This window comes from Tabrizicola sp. BL-A-41-H6, from assembly GCF_050632395.1.
Lineage (GTDB): Bacteria > Pseudomonadota > Alphaproteobacteria > Rhodobacterales > Rhodobacteraceae > JAUYQR01.
The window spans coordinates 1,174,162-1,190,171 of the sequence record NZ_CP192600.1 but is presented as its reverse complement, the minus strand read 5'-3'; the positions used below and the strand labels follow the sequence as shown (position 1 = coordinate 1,190,171).

General features: G+C 64.0%; 15 protein-coding genes, 1 tRNA gene and 1 pseudogene. 11 read left to right on the top strand and 6 right to left on the bottom strand.

Annotated features, from left to right (window positions below; all coding sequences use genetic code 11):
* The first annotated feature begins 2 nt into the window (after positions 1-2).
* The 8 genes from ACROUL_RS05935 (at position 3) to ACROUL_RS05900 (ending at position 7,261) form a co-directional block, all read left to right on the top strand.
* Positions 3-1,106, top strand: coding sequence for an ABC transporter permease (locus ACROUL_RS05935; protein ID WP_431298597.1), 1,104 nt, complete (start codon positions 3-5; stop codon positions 1,104-1,106).
* Positions 1,106-2,032, top strand: coding sequence for an ABC transporter permease (locus ACROUL_RS05930; protein ID WP_431298596.1), 927 nt, complete (start codon positions 1,106-1,108; stop codon positions 2,030-2,032). Before ACROUL_RS05935 ends, ACROUL_RS05930 begins: the two co-directional genes overlap by 1 nt.
* Before the next feature lie 9 nt (positions 2,033-2,041).
* Complete coding sequence (locus tag ACROUL_RS05925; RefSeq protein WP_431298595.1) at positions 2,042-3,058, top strand: formamidase; 1,017 nt, start codon at positions 2,042-2,044, stop codon at positions 3,056-3,058.
* A complete protein-coding gene (biuH, locus tag ACROUL_RS05920; RefSeq protein WP_431298594.1) occupies positions 3,055-3,732 on the top strand; it encodes a biuret amidohydrolase in 678 nt (225 codons plus the stop codon). The genes ACROUL_RS05925 and biuH overlap by 4 nt, the downstream gene beginning before the upstream one ends.
* On the top strand, positions 3,729-5,261 hold the full coding sequence (locus tag ACROUL_RS05915; RefSeq protein WP_431298593.1) for an ABC transporter ATP-binding protein: 1,533 nt from the start codon (positions 3,729-3,731) through the stop codon (positions 5,259-5,261). Before biuH ends, ACROUL_RS05915 begins: the two co-directional genes overlap by 4 nt.
* Positions 5,261-5,926 carry a cysteine hydrolase family protein gene (locus ACROUL_RS05910; RefSeq protein WP_431298592.1) on the top strand — a complete coding sequence of 222 codons (666 nt, stop codon included), beginning with the start codon at positions 5,261-5,263 and terminating at the stop codon, positions 5,924-5,926. The genes ACROUL_RS05915 and ACROUL_RS05910 overlap by 1 nt, the downstream gene beginning before the upstream one ends.
* Complete coding sequence (locus tag ACROUL_RS05905) at positions 5,919-6,257, top strand: cupin domain-containing protein (protein WP_431298591.1); 339 nt, start codon at positions 5,919-5,921, stop codon at positions 6,255-6,257. The genes ACROUL_RS05910 and ACROUL_RS05905 overlap by 8 nt, the downstream gene beginning before the upstream one ends.
* Before the next feature lie 95 nt (positions 6,258-6,352).
* A complete protein-coding gene (locus tag ACROUL_RS05900; protein ID WP_431298590.1) occupies positions 6,353-7,261 on the top strand; it encodes a LysR family transcriptional regulator in 909 nt (302 codons plus the stop codon).
* On the opposite strand, the gene ACROUL_RS05895 is transcribed toward ACROUL_RS05900, so the two are convergent.
* A complete protein-coding gene (locus tag ACROUL_RS05895) occupies positions 7,245-7,565 on the bottom strand; it encodes a hypothetical protein (RefSeq protein ID WP_431298589.1) in 321 nt (106 codons plus the stop codon). The genes ACROUL_RS05900 and ACROUL_RS05895 overlap by 17 nt on opposite strands.
* A 784-nt stretch (positions 7,566-8,349) precedes the next feature.
* Positions 8,350-8,727: a recombinase family protein gene (locus ACROUL_RS05890; RefSeq protein WP_431298588.1), complete on the bottom strand. Its 378-nt coding sequence runs from the start codon at positions 8,725-8,727 to the stop codon at positions 8,350-8,352.
* A gap of 183 nt (positions 8,728-8,910) precedes the next feature.
* Here ACROUL_RS05890 and ACROUL_RS05885 point away from each other — a divergent pair, with 183 nt between their 5' ends.
* Together ACROUL_RS05885 and ACROUL_RS05880 are read left to right on the top strand one after the other, a co-directional pair.
* Positions 8,911-9,141 carry a hypothetical protein gene (locus tag ACROUL_RS05885; RefSeq protein ID WP_431298587.1) on the top strand — a complete coding sequence of 77 codons (231 nt, stop codon included), beginning with the start codon at positions 8,911-8,913 and terminating at the stop codon, positions 9,139-9,141.
* Between the two features lie 52 nt (positions 9,142-9,193).
* Complete coding sequence (locus ACROUL_RS05880) at positions 9,194-10,708, top strand: winged helix-turn-helix domain-containing tetratricopeptide repeat protein (RefSeq protein WP_431298586.1); 1,515 nt, start codon at positions 9,194-9,196, stop codon at positions 10,706-10,708.
* A 440-nt stretch (positions 10,709-11,148) separates the two neighbouring features.
* Here ACROUL_RS05880 and ACROUL_RS05875 read toward each other — a convergent pair.
* From ACROUL_RS05875 to ychF, 4 genes and pseudogenes are all read right to left on the bottom strand, one after another.
* Positions 11,149-12,296, bottom strand: a pseudogene (locus ACROUL_RS05875) (IS3 family transposase); the annotation flags it as partial.
* A gap of 91 nt (positions 12,297-12,387) precedes the next feature.
* Entirely contained in the window at positions 12,388-12,669 is a 282-nt protein-coding gene (locus ACROUL_RS05870) for a hypothetical protein (RefSeq protein ID WP_431298585.1), read from the bottom strand.
* 985 nt (positions 12,670-13,654) lie between these two features.
* A tRNA-Ser gene (locus ACROUL_RS05865) sits at positions 13,655-13,744 on the bottom strand.
* Positions 13,745-13,984: 240 nt separating this feature from the next.
* The gene (gene ychF / locus ACROUL_RS05860; RefSeq protein ID WP_431298584.1) at positions 13,985-15,082 is read right to left on the bottom strand and encodes a redox-regulated ATPase YchF; all 1,098 of its coding nucleotides are present in this window, start codon (positions 15,080-15,082) and stop codon (positions 13,985-13,987) included.
* Between the two features lie 132 nt (positions 15,083-15,214).
* On the opposite strand from ychF, the gene trpA reads away from it, so the two are divergent.
* Positions 15,215-16,006, top strand: coding sequence for a tryptophan synthase subunit alpha (gene trpA / locus ACROUL_RS05855; protein ID WP_431298583.1), 792 nt, complete (start codon positions 15,215-15,217; stop codon positions 16,004-16,006).
* Positions 16,007-16,010 lie beyond the last annotated feature (4 nt).

The following is a 16,010-nucleotide window of genomic DNA, read 5'->3' as shown; positions in this document are numbered from 1 at the left end:
CCGTGACAAACGTGGCCGATCCCTTGGCGCAACGGTCCCGGACGGCAACCCTGTCAGTGATCGTGCCCCGGTCCGAGGCCTTGGTGATCCCGCTTGCAGCCTTGCTGGCGGGATCCCTGGCCTTCAGCCTTTTCCTTCTGCTGGTGGGAAAATCGCCGCTCGCCTTCTTCGGTCTGGTCTGGACGGCCGGGTTCAGCACGGCGTTTTCCTGGCAGAATACCCTTTCGCAGGTCTCACCCCTCCTTTTCGCCGCCCTCTGCGTCGCCCTGCCCGCCCGGCTGGGCCTTGTCGTCATCGGGGGCGAAGGGGCCATCGTCCTCGGCGGTCTGGCCGCCGCAGTCGCGGGCACGATTGCGGCTGGCTGGCCGCCCGCCTTGGGCATTGTCCTGATGGCACTTGCCGCGATGGCGCTAGGCGGCGGCTGGATCGCCACGATCGGCGCGCTCCGCATCAAGCGGGGGGTCAACGAAACGATCGCCTCGCTCCTTATGGCCTACATCGCCATCGCGCTTTTCAACCATCTGGTCGAAGGCCCGTTCCGCGACCCCGCCAGCCTCAACAAACCCTCGACCCTGCCGCTGGCCGAAAGCCTGCGCGTGGGCGAGATTCCCCTGATTTCCGCGCATTGGGGTGTTCTGATCGGCATCCTTGCCTGCATCGCGTGCTGGGTGCTGATCGAGCGGACGACCCTCGGCTTCGCGGCCCGCATCGCGGGCGACAACCTGCGCGCGGCGCAGGTACAGGGCTTGCCCGTCGGGCGGCTGGTGATCGGGTTCACCGCACTTGGCGGGGCTTTCGCCGGGCTCGCCGGGTTCTTCGAGGTTTCCGCAGTGCACGGCTCGGCCAACGCGTCGTTGATTGCGGGCTATGGCTATACCGGCATCCTTGTCGCCTTCTTGGCGCGGCATAATCCGCTCGCCATCATCCCGGTGGCGATCCTGTTGGGCGGGTTTGCCGCCTCCAGCGGGTTGATCCAGCGCCGGATGGATCTGCCGGACGCCACGATCCTCGTGTTCCAGGGCATGATCTTCGTGGCCATCCTTCTGTCCGAAACCGCCTACGGCCGCTTCAAGATCTTTACCCCCGCCTATTGGGAGGGCCGCTGATGGACCCCGTCGACATCGGCCTCTGGGGCGTGCCGCTGGCGATCCTCGCCGGGGCGATCCGCGTGTCGACGCCGTTTCTCTTCGTCTCGCTTGGCGAATGTCTTACGGAACGGTCGGGCCGCATCAACCTCGGTCTTGAAGGAACGCTGATCTTTGGCGCGATGTCCGGCTACGCAGTCGCGTATGAGACGGGATCGCCCTTCCTCGGCGTGGCCGCGGCGGCCCTGTCCGGCGTTGTCTTCGGCCTCTTCCACGGCTGGATCTGCAAGTTCAAGGGCGTGAACGACATTGCCATCGGTATCGCGCTGATGCTGCTTGGCACCGGGCTCGCTTACTTTTTCGGCAAGCCCTACATCCAGCCCGTCGCGCCAAAGCTGCCGTCCATTTCGCTCGGCGGCTGGTCCGATGTTCCGCAGGTTCAGGCCGCACTTCAGGTCAATGTGCTCTTTCTCATCGGCGCTGTGCTTGCCGTCTTTCTCTGGTGGATGTTCCGCGCCACCCGCGTGGGTCTGGTGATCCGCGTGGTGGGCGACAGCACCGATGCCGCCCGCGCGATGGGCCTCGACGCCGACCGCGTGCGCCTACTGTCCACAGCGGCGGGCGGGGCATTTGCCGGCATCGCGGGGGCCTATCTCTCGCTTTACTATCCCGGCAGCTGGACCGAGGGCGTGTCCTCAGGCCAGGGCCTGATGGCCGTCGCGCTGGTGATCTTCGCCCGCTGGAACCCGATCAACTGCTTCTGGGCGGCGCTCCTGTTCGGCGGCGCGGGGGCGCTTGGACCGGCGCTGCAATCGGTGGGCGTGACCGAGGGTTACTACCTCTTCTTCGCGGCCCCTTACGTGCTGACGCTGGGGCTCTTGATCGCAACCTCCTCGCCGGAACGGGCCATGCAGGGCGCGCCCGCCGAACTGAGCATCACGAAATAGGAGTGCCGCATGAACGGTCTGGGCGGTCTGAACAAATCGGAACATGGCGTGGTGATCGGCCTCGTGCAGCTGCAACTGCCGGTCACCGTGACACCAGCAGACCTTGCCCGCCAGACCGCGCGGGTGGTGGAACTGGTGGCCAAGGCCAGGCGCAACCTCGGCACGATGGACCTCGTGGTGTTCCCCGAATACATGCTGCACGGCCTGTCGATGGACACCAACCCCGCCATCATGTGCCGCATGGACGGCCCCGAGGTCGCGGCCCTGAAGCAGGCCTGCATCGACAACGCGATCTGGGGCTGCTTTTCCATCATGGAGCATAACCCCGGCGGCTATCCCTACAACACCGGCCTGATCATCGACGACAAGGGCGAGGTCCAGCTTTACTACCGCAAGATGCACCCTTGGGTCCCCGTCGAACCATGGGAGCCGGGCAACATCGGCATCCCCGTCTGCACCGGGCCGAAGGGCGCGAAGATCGGCCTCATCATTTGCCACGACGGCATGTTCCCCGAAATGGCGCGCGAAGCCGCCTACAAGGGGGCCGAGATCATGATCCGCACCGCCGGCTACACAGCACCGATCCGCGACAGCTGGCGTTTCACCAATCAGTCGAACAGCTTCTGCAATCTGATGGTAACCGCCAATGTCTGCATGTGCGGCTCGGACGGCACCTTCGACAGCATGGGCGAAGGCATGATCGTCAACTTCGACGGCAGCGTCATCGCGCACGGCACCACCGGCCGGGTGGACGAGATCATCACGGCCGAGGTCCGCCCCGACCTAGTGCGCGAGGCGCGTGCCGGATGGGGAGTGGAAAACAATCCCTACCAGTTCGGCCATCGCGGCTACGTCGCGGTCAAGGGTGGCGCGCAGGATTGCCCCTACACCTACATGACCGATCTCGCCGCCGGGGCTTATCGCCTGCCGTGGGAAGCCAGCGTGCGCATCACCGACGGCACCCCTTGCGGCTTTCCAGCCCCCACCCGTGTCTACGGGCAACCCACACAGGAGGCCGCCGAATGACGACGATTGCCAGCCAGCCCTATGCCTGGCCGTGGAACGGCAACCTACGCCCCGACAACACCGCGCTCATCATCATCGACATGCAGACCGATTTCTGCGGACCGGGCGGCTATGTCGACACGATGGGCTACGATATCTCCCTGACCCGTGCGCCGATCGAGCCGATCAAAGCGGTGCTCGCCGCGATGCGCGCCAAGGGTTATACCATCATCCACACCCGCGAAGGCCACCGCCCCGACCTCTCCGACCTGCCTGCGAACAAGCGCTGGCGATCGCAGCAGATCGGCGCGGGCATCGGCGACCCCGGCCCCTGCGGCAAGATCCTGATCCGGGGCGAACCGGGGTGGGACATCATCCCCGACCTCTATCCCGCCTCGGGCGAGATTATCATCGACAAGCCCGGCAAGGGATCGTTCTGCGCCACCGACCTCGAGATGATCCTACGCACCCGCGGCATCGACAACATCATCCTGACCGGCATCACCACTGATGTCTGCGTCCACACCACGATGCGCGAGGCCAATGACCGTGGCTTTGAATGCGTGCTACTGCACGATTGCTGCGGCGCCACCGACAAGGGCAACCATGACGCGGCCCTCAAGATGGTGCTGATGCAAGGCGGCGTGTTCGGCGCGGTCTCCGACAGCGCGTCGCTGATCGCAGGCCTCGCATGACGCGCCCACACCGGACCCCGCAGGGCGCGTTCAGCGTCGAAGCGCTGAACATGACCATGCGTTTTGGCGATTTCACTGCGCTCGATGACGTGTCGATCAAGATCGAGGCGGGCACCTTCCACGCCCTTCTGGGCGAGAATGGCGCAGGCAAATCCACCATCGTGAAGGCGATCATGGGGTTCTACCGCGCGACCTCTGGCACCGTCCTCGTCGCCGGCCGCGAGGTCGAGATGACCGATCCCAAGGTGGCTCAGGGCCTCGGGCTCGGCATGGTCTACCAGCATTTCACGCTGGTCCCGTCGCTGACCGCAGCCGAAAACCTCGTGATCAGCCGCGCCGATGCACCCGCTGTGATCAACTGGAAAAGCGAACGCGCCACACTTGAGGCGTTTCTGGCGCGGATGCCGTTTTCCGTTCCGCTGGACCAGCCCGTCAACCGGTTGGCCGCCGGGGAAAAGCAAAAGCTCGAAATCCTGAAGCAGCTTTATCTGGGCCACCGCTTTCTGATCCTTGACGAGCCGACCTCCGTCCTCACCCCCGCCGAGGCGGACGAAGTGCTTGGCCATGTCCGCGCCCTGACCAGCGCGGGCGAGTTGACCGTCCTGATGATCACCCACAAGTTCCGCGAAGTGACCGCCTTTGCCGATGACCTGACCGTGTTGCGGCGAGGCAAGCGGGTCGGCGGCGGCAGGGTGGCCGACCTGACTCCTGCCGACATGGCCGCCATGATGATGGGCGAGGCACCAAGCCCCTCGACACGCCAGCGCGCGCCCACGTCCGGCAAGGTCGTGCTGCAACTCGATGGCGTGCGGGCGATGGACCGCTCCGGCCTCAAGCCCATTGCGATCGACGGCGTCTCCTTGCGGTCAGGCGAAATACTGGGCGTGGCAGGGGTGTCCGGCAACGGCCAGATGGAACTGATGGAAATCCTGACCGGCCAGCGTCACCTCAGCGGCGGTAGGATCATCCTGAACGGCGCGCCCTACACCGCCACCCGGACCGAAGCCAAGCAGCACAAGGTCCGCTATCTGCCGGAAGAACCGTTGCGAAACGCCTGCGCGCCACGGATGAGCGTCGCTGAAAACCTCGCCTTCCGCAGCTTTGACGAAAACGGCGGCGAACGGCCTGCCTTCTGGAAAGACAGTGGCGCGATTGCCCGCAATGCCGCCGCCCTCATTTCCGCCTTCAACGTCAAGACTTCCAGCCCGGCCGCGCGGATCTCCTCGCTCTCCGGCGGCAACGTGCAGCGCGCGGTCCTTGCGCGCGAATTGACCGGCGACGTCGAGGTGCTGATCGTGTCGAACCCCTGCTTCGGGCTGGATTTCGCCGCCGTCGCCACCATCCGCGACCGGCTCGTCGAGGCGCGGAACCGGGGCGTGGCCATCTTGCTGATCAGTGAGGATCTTGATGAAATCATGGAACTTTCCGATCGGATCATCGTGATGTCCGAAGGGCACATCGCCTACGAGACACCCATCGCCACGGCAAACGTGGCCGAGATCGGCCATTACATGGCGGGACACGCCTGATGCCCGTGATCCACGCCCGGCCCTTCGACTTCGCCTTCGACCGGGGCACGCTTGGCCTTGTCGTCATCGACATGCAGCGCGATTTCGTCGAACCGGGCGGCTTTGGCGCGTCGCTCGGCAATGATGTCAGCCTGCTGCAGGCGATCATCCCGACGACCCGCCGCCTGATTGAGGGGTTCCGCGCGGCAGGCCTGCCAGTGATCCACACCCGCGAATGCCACCGCCCCGACCTGTCGGACCTGCCGCCCGCCAAACGCGACCGCGGCAATCCCGCCTTGCGCATCGGGGACCCGGGGCCGATGGGCCGCATCCTGATTGCCGGCGAACCCGGGGCGGACATCATCCCCGAGTTGGCCCCCCTGCCCGGCGAACTAGTGATCGACAAACCCGGCAAGGGAGCGTTCTACGGCACCGATTTCGGCCAGCATCTGCAACGGCTTGGCCTCCGGAAACTTGTCTTTGCGGGGGTCACGACCGAGGTCTGCGTCCAGACCACCATGCGCGAAGCCAATGATCGCGGCTATGACGCCCTGCTCGCGACCGACGCCACCGAAAGCTACTTTCCCGATTTCAAGGCGGCCGCCATCGAGATGATCGTGGCCCAAGGCGGCATCGTCGGCTGGGCCGCCCCCACCGATACAATTCTGGAAGCCCTGCATGACTGAGCCCAAAAGCATCGCCGCACTGCTGCCGCAGGGCTGGGAAGACATGCCGTTCAAGCCGTTCCGCGAGGGTGTCGAGATCTGCCCCCTCTGGCAGGGGCAAGGTTTCCCGGATGTGGCACTCCTTCGCTACGCCCCCGGCGCGTCCGTGCCGCGGCACCGGCATCTCGGGCTGGAAACCATCCTGGTTCTGACCGGCACGCAAAGCGACGACGCTGGCACCTACGGCACGGGCGCCATCATCTTCAACCCGGCTGGCTCCGAGCATCGGGTCTGGTCCGATCCCGGATGCGTGGTCCTGATCCAGTGGGAGCGGCCGGTCGAATTCGTCTGACGGGCCTCCTTCCCCGTCGCGGCTGAATGCGTTCTTCCGAAGCCTCTCAGAATACTTCGCCAGTCCAGACGACCGACAGAAATGGAATTGCCTCCGTGCGCCACCTCGCCCCGTTCAAGGATATCGTCACCATTGCCCGTGCCGGTTCGATCCGGAAAGCGTCCGAACTGCTGAACATCAGCGCTACAGCCCTGAACCGCAGGCTGCTGGCGATGGAGGATGATTACGGCGTCCAGATTTTTGAACGGCTTCCGAAAGGGCTCAGGCTTTCCTCGTCTGGCGAACTCATCATTCAGCACATGCGCCATCAACTCTCGGGCCATGAACAATTGCTGGCGCAGATCGACAACCTCTCCGGTCTCCGGCGCGGGCACGTCTCGATCGCCTGCAGTCAGGCGCTGCTTCCCCGTTTCCTCCCCGAACAGATTTCGGACTTCAGGCGCAGTCACCCCGACGTCACGTTCAGCGTTCACCTGCGTGACCGGGGCATGGCCGAAAGCGCCCTGCAAGACCATTCGGCCGATCTCGCCATCGTGCTGGAACCCGTCAATCTCAGCGTGTTCCACAACGAACTGTCCGTGTGCCAGCCGATCTGGTGCCTGATGCGCGAAACCCATCCCCTTGCCGCGAAAGAGACGATCCGGCTGGGCGACTGTTCGCAATATCCCGTGGCCCTGCCGCAATCAAACTATGGCGTACGGTTCCTCATGGACCGGACACTGATGCGCGCAATGTTCGGCCTCAACCTCGTCATCGAAGCCGACAGCTTCGAATTCCTGCGCGGTCTGGCGGAATACGAGGACGTCCTGACGTTTCACATCCCGATCAGCCTGTCACCGACGCCACCGCCGGGGCTGGTCTACCGCCCCCTCGACACGCGCGACGTGGAAGGGGGACAGCTTTCCATCGGCTATCTCAGAGGCCGGACTCTCCCGGTCGCCGCCGCAACCTTTCTGGCACATGTCTGCGATGTGCTGCTCGACCGCTTCACCCGCCGAGACTGACAGTGCGCGGAACGCACCTGATAAAGCTGACCGGTTGATCGGCAAGTGTTGCCGTCACCCTCGCCGACCTGTGCGCCGTGCTCGACGGCAACTGAACACCACCAGCTGCCGCCTCTTGTCTGATCTTTCCCGACTGGGCCAGGAAAGCCGAATTGACCAGTGGCGACGGCTGGACGCAATTGCGCGCAAGCGCAGCACTTTCGCGAGGCAGGAGTGATAGTGACAACGCAATGAAAAGGAACACATTAAGCGCGAACGAGAGCCTTACCGGCGACGGCTCAAATGGCACGATATTCACGGACATGCGGTTCTCCCAAAAAAGGTATTGAAGGTTTCTGCCCCTGTGGTCGGGGCCCAGCAAATTGGCTGTGCAAAGACTTTCAGACCGGACGACTGCGTTGTCACGTGACATGTTTGCAGCCGACGAATGCAGAAAACGCACTCCATGCGGTCGCCCGAGGTTCGTTTCAGGTGCCTGCCAAAGCGGTCACTCGCGCGAAGTTTGTCTATCGGATGCAACGGAAGGAAACGGGGGCACGGGTCTCTCTCAGCCAGCAAGCTAGAGCCTGCAGAGCTTCTGCGCTTTGAACATGCAGCGTAGATACTGCTGACCATCCACAGCCCGGATGATGCCTGCTTCTGCGTCGAGGGAAGCTGTTCGCACGAGAAAGCGATGGCAAGATGGGGCGTCCGTCAGCCAAAAGCATGCCGCCGATCAACGGGCAAAAAGCGCTCAATTCCTGGCGAAGCGGGCAGTGCAACCAAGTGGTCATGTCAGTCGCCGTAGCGATGAACTTGATCGAAGCAGCGACTTTTCATGGGCATTGCATCTGGAAGAACAGGGCGCGCCACGGCCGATGCGCCAACAAAACCGGGGTCCAGCGTGCGGCAGATTCGTGAGCCACAGGGGAATTCACCCTTCGAAGAACATAACAAACTGATTTCAGATGTAATTGGCGGTGGTGTCAGACCAATGCGAACCAGTCTCGGTAACCCCCACCCCAGCTTTTAATCAGGCCGCGAAAAGGCGCCGCCATTCCGCGAAAGCGGCTGCGCGGGTCCTGAGCTGGCCTTCTTCGAGGCCATTGCTAGCTGTCACCAATCCTCCGCAGCAGTCGCTTCACATTGCTTACGTGCCACTTGCCATCCCTTCGAATTCTGATGCCGCAAAGGCTGAGTTCTGCTGCGATCGCGCGTAGGCTCACCGCGCCGGTAACCCTAACGTCATCGACAACCGCCGCGAGGTCTGCCGCGAACGCCTCGGCATTTGCGGACACCGTAGCACGCAACGCTATCTCACCTTTCCCCGCCCGCCTGAGGCATTCGGCATCGTTCGGATTTCCCAGCTTCACCCCGCAGGCCTTGGCGACCGCAAGCACCTCCGTCGTGCGCCGAGTGATCGCCTCCCGCTCGGCCTGGGCCACCAGCGCCATGATCCCGACATTGAGGTCGTTCGCCTCCGGCATTCCCACGGCCACAAACCGCACCCTGATGTCCGACAGCGCCTGTCAGCCAACAATCTGGGTCCGACTAATCGGATCGTTCAGAATGAATCAGCCCGAATTCAGCGGGCGTTCCTGATGCCGTCCCGCGGACCGGCAATAGTGGGTCATCGCCGGACCGACCGGCTAAGGACAGGAGACCAAGCCATGAACGACACCTCCTTCGAAACGCCCCGCACGCTGGCCTTCGCCCTCGGGGCCTTCGTACGCCGCTTCGCCGCCGCGCAGGCGGACCGTCGCACTCTTCGCGCCGAGCGCAAACAGGAACGGGAACTCGTTCGTGCGGTCGAGCGCATGGCCGACTTGTCGCCCCACCTGCTCAATGACATCGGCATCGGCGTCGCCCGGGGCATCGAGATGGTTGGCCGCAGGACTTGACAGGCCGCGCCGGCTGCTGTGATGACTCATTCGGGAAAGAGTGGGAGTACGCGTGGCGGAACGGCAAGACACGCTGAACCTGCTCGGCGCCCGGCTCGATCCCGCCGCAGGCACACTCACCCGCCACGGTATCCTAGTCCCGCTACGCGCGCGCTCCTTCGCCCTCCTCTGCCACCTCGCGCGCCATCGCGGACAAGTGCTGGCGAAATCCGACCTGCTCGACGCCATCTGGCCCGACGTGATCGTCACCGAGGATTCGCTGACCCAGGCCATCCGCGACATCCGAGTAGCGCTGGGCGACGAGGCCGGGCGGGTCCTCAAGACCATCCGCGGGCGCGGCTACTTGCTCGCCGCCGCGCCCGCCCAGGCCCCGGCGCCGGCCACCGCGGGGGCGGTGCGCGTGGCGGTCCTGCCCTTCGCCGACACCGCCGTCCCGGTGGAGGTGCGCCCGCTGGTCTCGGCGCTCGCTGACGACATTGCCGGAGCGCTGGCAAGGTTCCACGCGCTCACTGTCCTTGCGCGCGGCTCGGCAGAGGCCGCGGCAGCCGAAAGCAACGACCCGCAGGCCATCGCCGCTCGGCTCGGGGCCGATTTTCTCGTCCAGGGCACCGCCCGCGGCAGCGGCAGCACGCTCGCCCTGCGCCTGTCATTGATCGGCGGCCGCGATGGCTCCCTGCGCTGGAGCGACAGCTTCGACTGCTCGGGCGAGTTGCTCCTCAGCGTCGAGGCTGCCGTTGCCCCCCGGCTCGTTGCCCACCTCGCGGCCGGGATCGAACACGAGGTCGAGGACCAGGCCACGCGCCAGCCGACCGCCAGCCTCGACGCCTACGGCCACCTGGCACGGGGGCGCGCCGCCCTGCGCCCGGTTAGCCGCGAAGAGATGGAGTCCGCGCGCCACCACCTCCTCGCCGCCATTGAGGCCGACCCCGGCCTGTCCGAGGCCTGGGCGCAGCTGGCCTTCGCCGAGATGATGCTCAACGACTATCGCATGGCCCCGCCGGAGGTGATCGAGCGTGCCATGGGCCACGCCCGCCACGCCGTGTCCCTGTCACCAAACGAATCGGTCACCGTCAGCATGCTCGGATACATGCAGACCATGACCGGCGACGTGTTGGCCGCCGAGGCCAACATCTCCCGGGCATTGAAGCTCAACCCGTCCAACGTAGATGCGATGATGGACATGGCGACGCTACTCTTGACTCGCGGCCGCCCGGCCGAGGCGCTGGCCTGGCTCGACCGGGCGCGCGACGTCAATCCGCTGCGCCTTCAGCACCACGTCATCGGCCACCTCGCCGAGGCGCACTACATGATGCATCGCTACGACGAGGCGGTGCAGGTTCTGGCCGAGCTTCACCCAATCCCGACCCGACGCCGCCTGTGGATCGCCGCCGCGCTCGCCAAGGCCGGGCGAGCCTCGGAGGCCGCGGCGCACCTGGCGATATTTGCCGCCGAGATGCCGGGACAAGATCCGCTGGCGGTTGCCCGCCGCAGCTACAATTATGAGCATCTCGTCGATACAGAACACCTGCTCGACGGCCTTCGCCTCGCGTTGGCGGCGGCCCGCTGAAGCTCATCCGGGGTCGCCAGCCTTCATCTCGCCTCGGTTGATCTGGTCCTGCTCGAACAATTCGTACATCGCCCTGAAATTGATTTCGCCGAAGCCTTCCCTCAGTGCTGTCAGACGAACGCGAAATGGTTTCCTTTCCACGTATCATCCCGGCTTTGGATTAGGTTGCGAGAAGGCCGCGCCACTTTGGCCAATATGGCGGCGCGGTGCTCCCTGACTGAATTCATTGAACGGGATCGTCTCGCCCGGTGACCAGGCACCTGACATTTCCAACGCCCCACTTCCCGCCCTGCCGCGTCCGGATTCCCCGTGCGGTCAACTCCGCAGCGATGGATCTCAGCGACGCGTGCCCCGCCGCCCGGATGTCGGCCAACACTGGCACAAGGTCCGCGGCGAACGCGGCTGGATGGCTGACCTGCCCGCCGGTCGTGCCTCGTTGATAACGAGAGTCCTTGGGGTTGATAGTTGTCGGTTTCGGGTTGGGCAAGCGCGTCGGGCGCGTTGCCCTCAGATTGCTCAAGCGCCCGGCGCGCGTCTGCCGGGGTCTGGTTCCCCAGCGATGAGTGTGGGCTGATGTGGTTGTAGTCGTATCGCCACAGGGCCAGCTTGCGGCGAGCATCAGCCAGACTGTCGAAGATCTCCTCGTTGAGGCACTCGTCGCGCAGGCTGCCGTTGAATGACCTGATGTAGCCATTCTGCTGCTGCTTGCCCGGATCAATGTAGTGCCATTCGACCTTGTTGTCTTTCGCCCATTTGAGGATGGCCTTGCTGGTGAACTCGGTGCCATTGTCAGAGACAATACACGCCGGTTTTCCGTAGATCCTGACCAACGCATCCAGTTCCCGCGCGACCCGGGCCCCGGAGATACTGGTGTCTGCAATGAGGCCGAGGTTTTCACGGCAGCAATCGTCGTTGACCGCCAGGATGCGGAACTTCCGGCAGGCCCCGAAGGTGTCGGACAGAAAGTCCAAGGACCAGCGCTGGTTCGGCCGCAGCGGGACCGGCATCGCTGTGCGGCTGCCGCGCGCCCGTTTGCGGCCACGGCGGCGACGCACCGACAGGCCCTCTTCCCGGTAAATCCGGTAAAGCTTCTTTTCGTTCATCACCATGCCCACACGTTCCAGCATGACACCAATGCGCCGATACCCAAACCGACGCCGCTTCTCGGCGATCTTGTTCATTTCCAGACGGATCTCCGGATTATCGGGCGGATGCTCGCGCCGCACGGTCTTGGGATCGACACCGATCAAGACGCAGGCCCGGCGCTGAGAGATCGGATGACCCTTCAACGCCCGCAACACCGCGTCCCGCCGTTGCATCCCTCGCCATTGTGCTCGAACCAATGGCGCACAATGGCTCGACGTCAGGGCTTTCCCAGCAGATCCTTGAGCACGACATTGTCGAGCATGACATCCGCCACCAAGCGCTTCAGCTTGGCGTTCTCTTCCTCAAGCTGCCTCAGGCGTTTTGTGTCTGACAGGTCCATCCCGCCATACTTGGCCTTCAGCTTGTAAAACGTCGCTGGGCTAAGGCCATGCTTGCGGCACAGCTCAGCCGTCGGCAAACCAGCCTCCTGCTCCTTGATCATCCCGATAATCTGCGCGTCCCCGATAATCTAAGCGCCGCTGAAACGGCTCTTTCGAATTCGTCTGCTCCTTCAGGGTTGCGCAGAACCTACATCAGACCGAGCGAAATTCCGGCGGGCAGGTCACAATCTCGATCTCGTCGGTCTCTTCGTTCAGCGTTGACGACCAAAGAATACTCTTTCCGCCAACCACGGTTTGATGCGAGTGGAAGACGAAGGTGTCGTACTCACGCATAGCTTCGGCGAACAGGGCGACGATGCTTTTGCGCTCGGCCTCGGTCGGGAAGATCGTCACAAGAGGCTCTTGCCAGTGGACGATGCCCCTATGCTGACCGATGGTTTCGTGGGTGGTTGCAGTCTCGTTGGTCTCGCTCATCTCGCACTCCATGCATGATCGAAGAGGCCCGACGGCGTCGGACTGATCTTCAAGGAATGCTGCGGGTGGGATGCTGCGTGCGGTGGTTCTCCAACTTCATCGCGTGGACACACCAAGTGCGGCAGCCGGTGAAGTCCTTTGGTGCGGGGTGACGGGAGCCAGCGCCAGTCCGGTGCCGGAAAAGTTCAGTTGACGTTGAACTTCTTCGACACAGGTCTGTTCTCCAAAATTGCGACCAAACCGCCGCGATGTACAACGGAGAGGCTCGTCGCACGCCGGACCTGCACAACGTGCCACAACATGTGATCGAAGGTGGACGAAGGACGAGTATTCGCGGCCACGATATCCCCACGTCGCCTCAACGCACCCCACCGGCCCTTCTATGAAGCGTAGGCGATATCGGCGTGCTGCAGTCTCCCTGCCCCCACGTGACAATATCGTCAGTCACTGCTCCGTACTGGATAAGGTGCATCAGACACACCACCCACCACCAACAAGGCTCTATAACCTACATTATGTTCCGCAGTTTTGTTGCCCTTGTACGCGGGGTACGGGCAGGTTCGGGGCTTCCGTCTACGGCGTGGCGGCGGAGACGGAGGGCGGCGCGGCCTCGTGGTGATTGTCGGGCTCCGTGACTTGGAGACGGACTGCCGGTGGAGGCGAATTGATCGTTCGGGCTACCCGAACATGGGTCGCATGACTAAACGCGTTCCACCGGGGCTGCCACGCGACGTGCGAGGTTGTTTGGGTCTACGCACGACACTTGTCGACGCCCGGTGCTTAATGTGGGTTGGAAGGCCGGAACCTGATCACGAAGCGATGAACTTGATCGAAGCTGCGACTTTTCATGGGCGATGCATCTGGTGGGACAGGAACACCAAAGTCGATCCGCGAACAAAACCGGGTCCAGCGCACGGTGTATCGGGGAGCCATTAGGGGAACCCACCCCTGCAGCGGCATAAAATTCAATGAATTCAAGGGAAATTGGCGGAGGCGGTGGGATTCGAACCCACGAAGGGGTCTCCCCCTTGCTCAGTTAGCAACCGAGTGCTTTCGGCCTCTCAGCCACGCCTCCGACGAAGATCATTTAGCCGCGCCGCGCCGAAGGGGCAAGCGGAAAGCTGGCATGCGGGGGATGGCGGCGCTGCGCGGATCGGGTCGGCCACACGGGCATCTACCGCCAGTCGACGGGCACGGCGCCAGAAAGGGGCGGTGGCGCATCCGTCTTGCCAGCCGCCAAACCTTGACAAATCCTGAACAGAGGCGTCAAACCTTTGAAATCTCACGGTTCACCAGATGTCCCTCCGTGGGACACTTAGCCACTGAACAGGAAATGCAGCACGTCGCCGTCCTTGACCTCATAGGTCTTGCCCTCGACGCGGAACTTGCCCGCCTCTTTCGCCCCGGCCTCGCCCTTGCCGGCGATGTAGTCGTCATAGGCAATCGTCTCGGACCGGATGAAGCCCTTTTCGAAATCGCCGTGAATGACCCCCGCCGCCTGCGGCGCCAGCGTCCCCGCCGGGATCGTCCAGGCGCGCGCCTCCTTTGGCCCCACGGTGAAATAGGTCTGCAGGCCCAAAAGCGCATAGCCCGCCTTGATCAGCCGGTCCAACCCCGCCTCGTGCAGCCCCATCTCCTCCAGGAACATCGCAGCCTCTTCGGCATCAAGCTGGCTGATCTCTTCCTCGATCCGGGCCGAGATCACGACCGACGCCGCGCCCTGCCGCGCGGCCATCTCGGCCACCCGCGCCGACTGGCTGTTACCGCTGGCGGCCGAGGCCTCTTCGACGTTGCAGACAAACAGCACCGGCTTTGCGGTCAACAGCTGCAGCATCCGCCACTGCTTTTGATCCTCCGCCGCGACCTTCACGGTCCGCGCCGGCTGCCCCGCCTCCAGCGCCGCCAGCGCCGCGCGCAACAGCCGATCTTGATCCAGCGTGTCCTGATCGCCGCCCCGCAGCTTCTTGGCCAGCGCAGTCAACCGCCGCTCCACCGACTCAAGGTCGGCCAGCATCAACTCCGTCTCGATCGTCTCGGCATCGGCCACCGGGTCGATCCGGCCTTCGACATGCGTGATATCGCCGTCTTCAAAGCAGCGCAGCACATGGGCAATCGCGTCGCATTCGCGGATGTTGGCCAGAAACTGGTTGCCCAACCCCTCGCCCTTCGACGCGCCGCGCACCAGCCCCGCGATATCGACGAAGGTCATCCGCGTCGGGATGATCTGCTTTGATCCCGCAATCGCCGCCAGCTTGTCCAGCCGCGCATCCGGCACCGCCACCTCGCCCACGTTCGGCTCGATCGTGCAGAACGGGAAGTTCGCCGCCTGCGCCGCCGCCGTGCGGGTCAGCGCGTTGAAGAGGGTGGACTTGCCCACGTTCGGCAGACCCACGATACCCATCTTGAAACCCATCAGACCCTCCTCTGGCGACCGCCGGCTTCTAGGCGCGGGGCGGGCAAGGATCAAGCGTGCTTGCCTGCGGTGGGCCATTGATTTTCCCGCCCGCGCCGTGCAAACCCGGTCAGGATTTTGCGGGGGACAGCCATGACACGGATCGACGACACTTTCGCGCGGCTGAAGGCAGAGCGGAAGAAGGCGTTTGTCGCCTACATCATGGGCGGCGATCCCGATGTCGCCACCTCGCTTGCAATCATGAAAGGCCTGCCCGCCGCCGGCGTAGACGTGATCGAACTTGGGATGCCCTTCACCGACCCGATGGCCGATGGCCCGACGATCCAGCTTGCCGGCCAGCGCGCGCTCGAAGGTGGCATGACGATGGATGCAACCTTGCAGATGGTGCGCGATTTCCGGGCCGGTGACAGCACCACCCCGATCGTCATGATGGGCTACTACAACCCGATCTATTCGCGCGGCGTCGACCGTTTCCTGACCGAGGCGAAGGCCGCCGGCATCGACGGCCTCATCGTCGTCGACCTGCCGCCCGAGGAAGACGACGAACTGTGCATCCCCGCGCAGGCCGCCGGGCTGAACTTCATCCGCCTCGCCACCCCCACCACAGATGCCAAGCGCCTGCCAAAGGTGCTGCAAAACACCTCCGGTTTCGTCTATTACGTCTCGGTCACCGGCATCACCGGTGCCGCCGCAGCCGTGGCAACCGACGTCGCGCCGGAAGTGGCGCGGATCAAGGCCTCGACCGATCTGCCGATCATCGTGGGCTTCGGCATCTCCACCCCCGATCAGGCGAAAGCCATCGCCAGCGTGGCCGATGGCTGCGTCGTCGGCTCGGCCATCGTCAAGGACATTGGCGCGAAAAAGCCTGTGGCCGAGGTGCTGGCGAATGTGGCCGCCCTCGCAAGGGGTGCCCATTCTGCATGACACA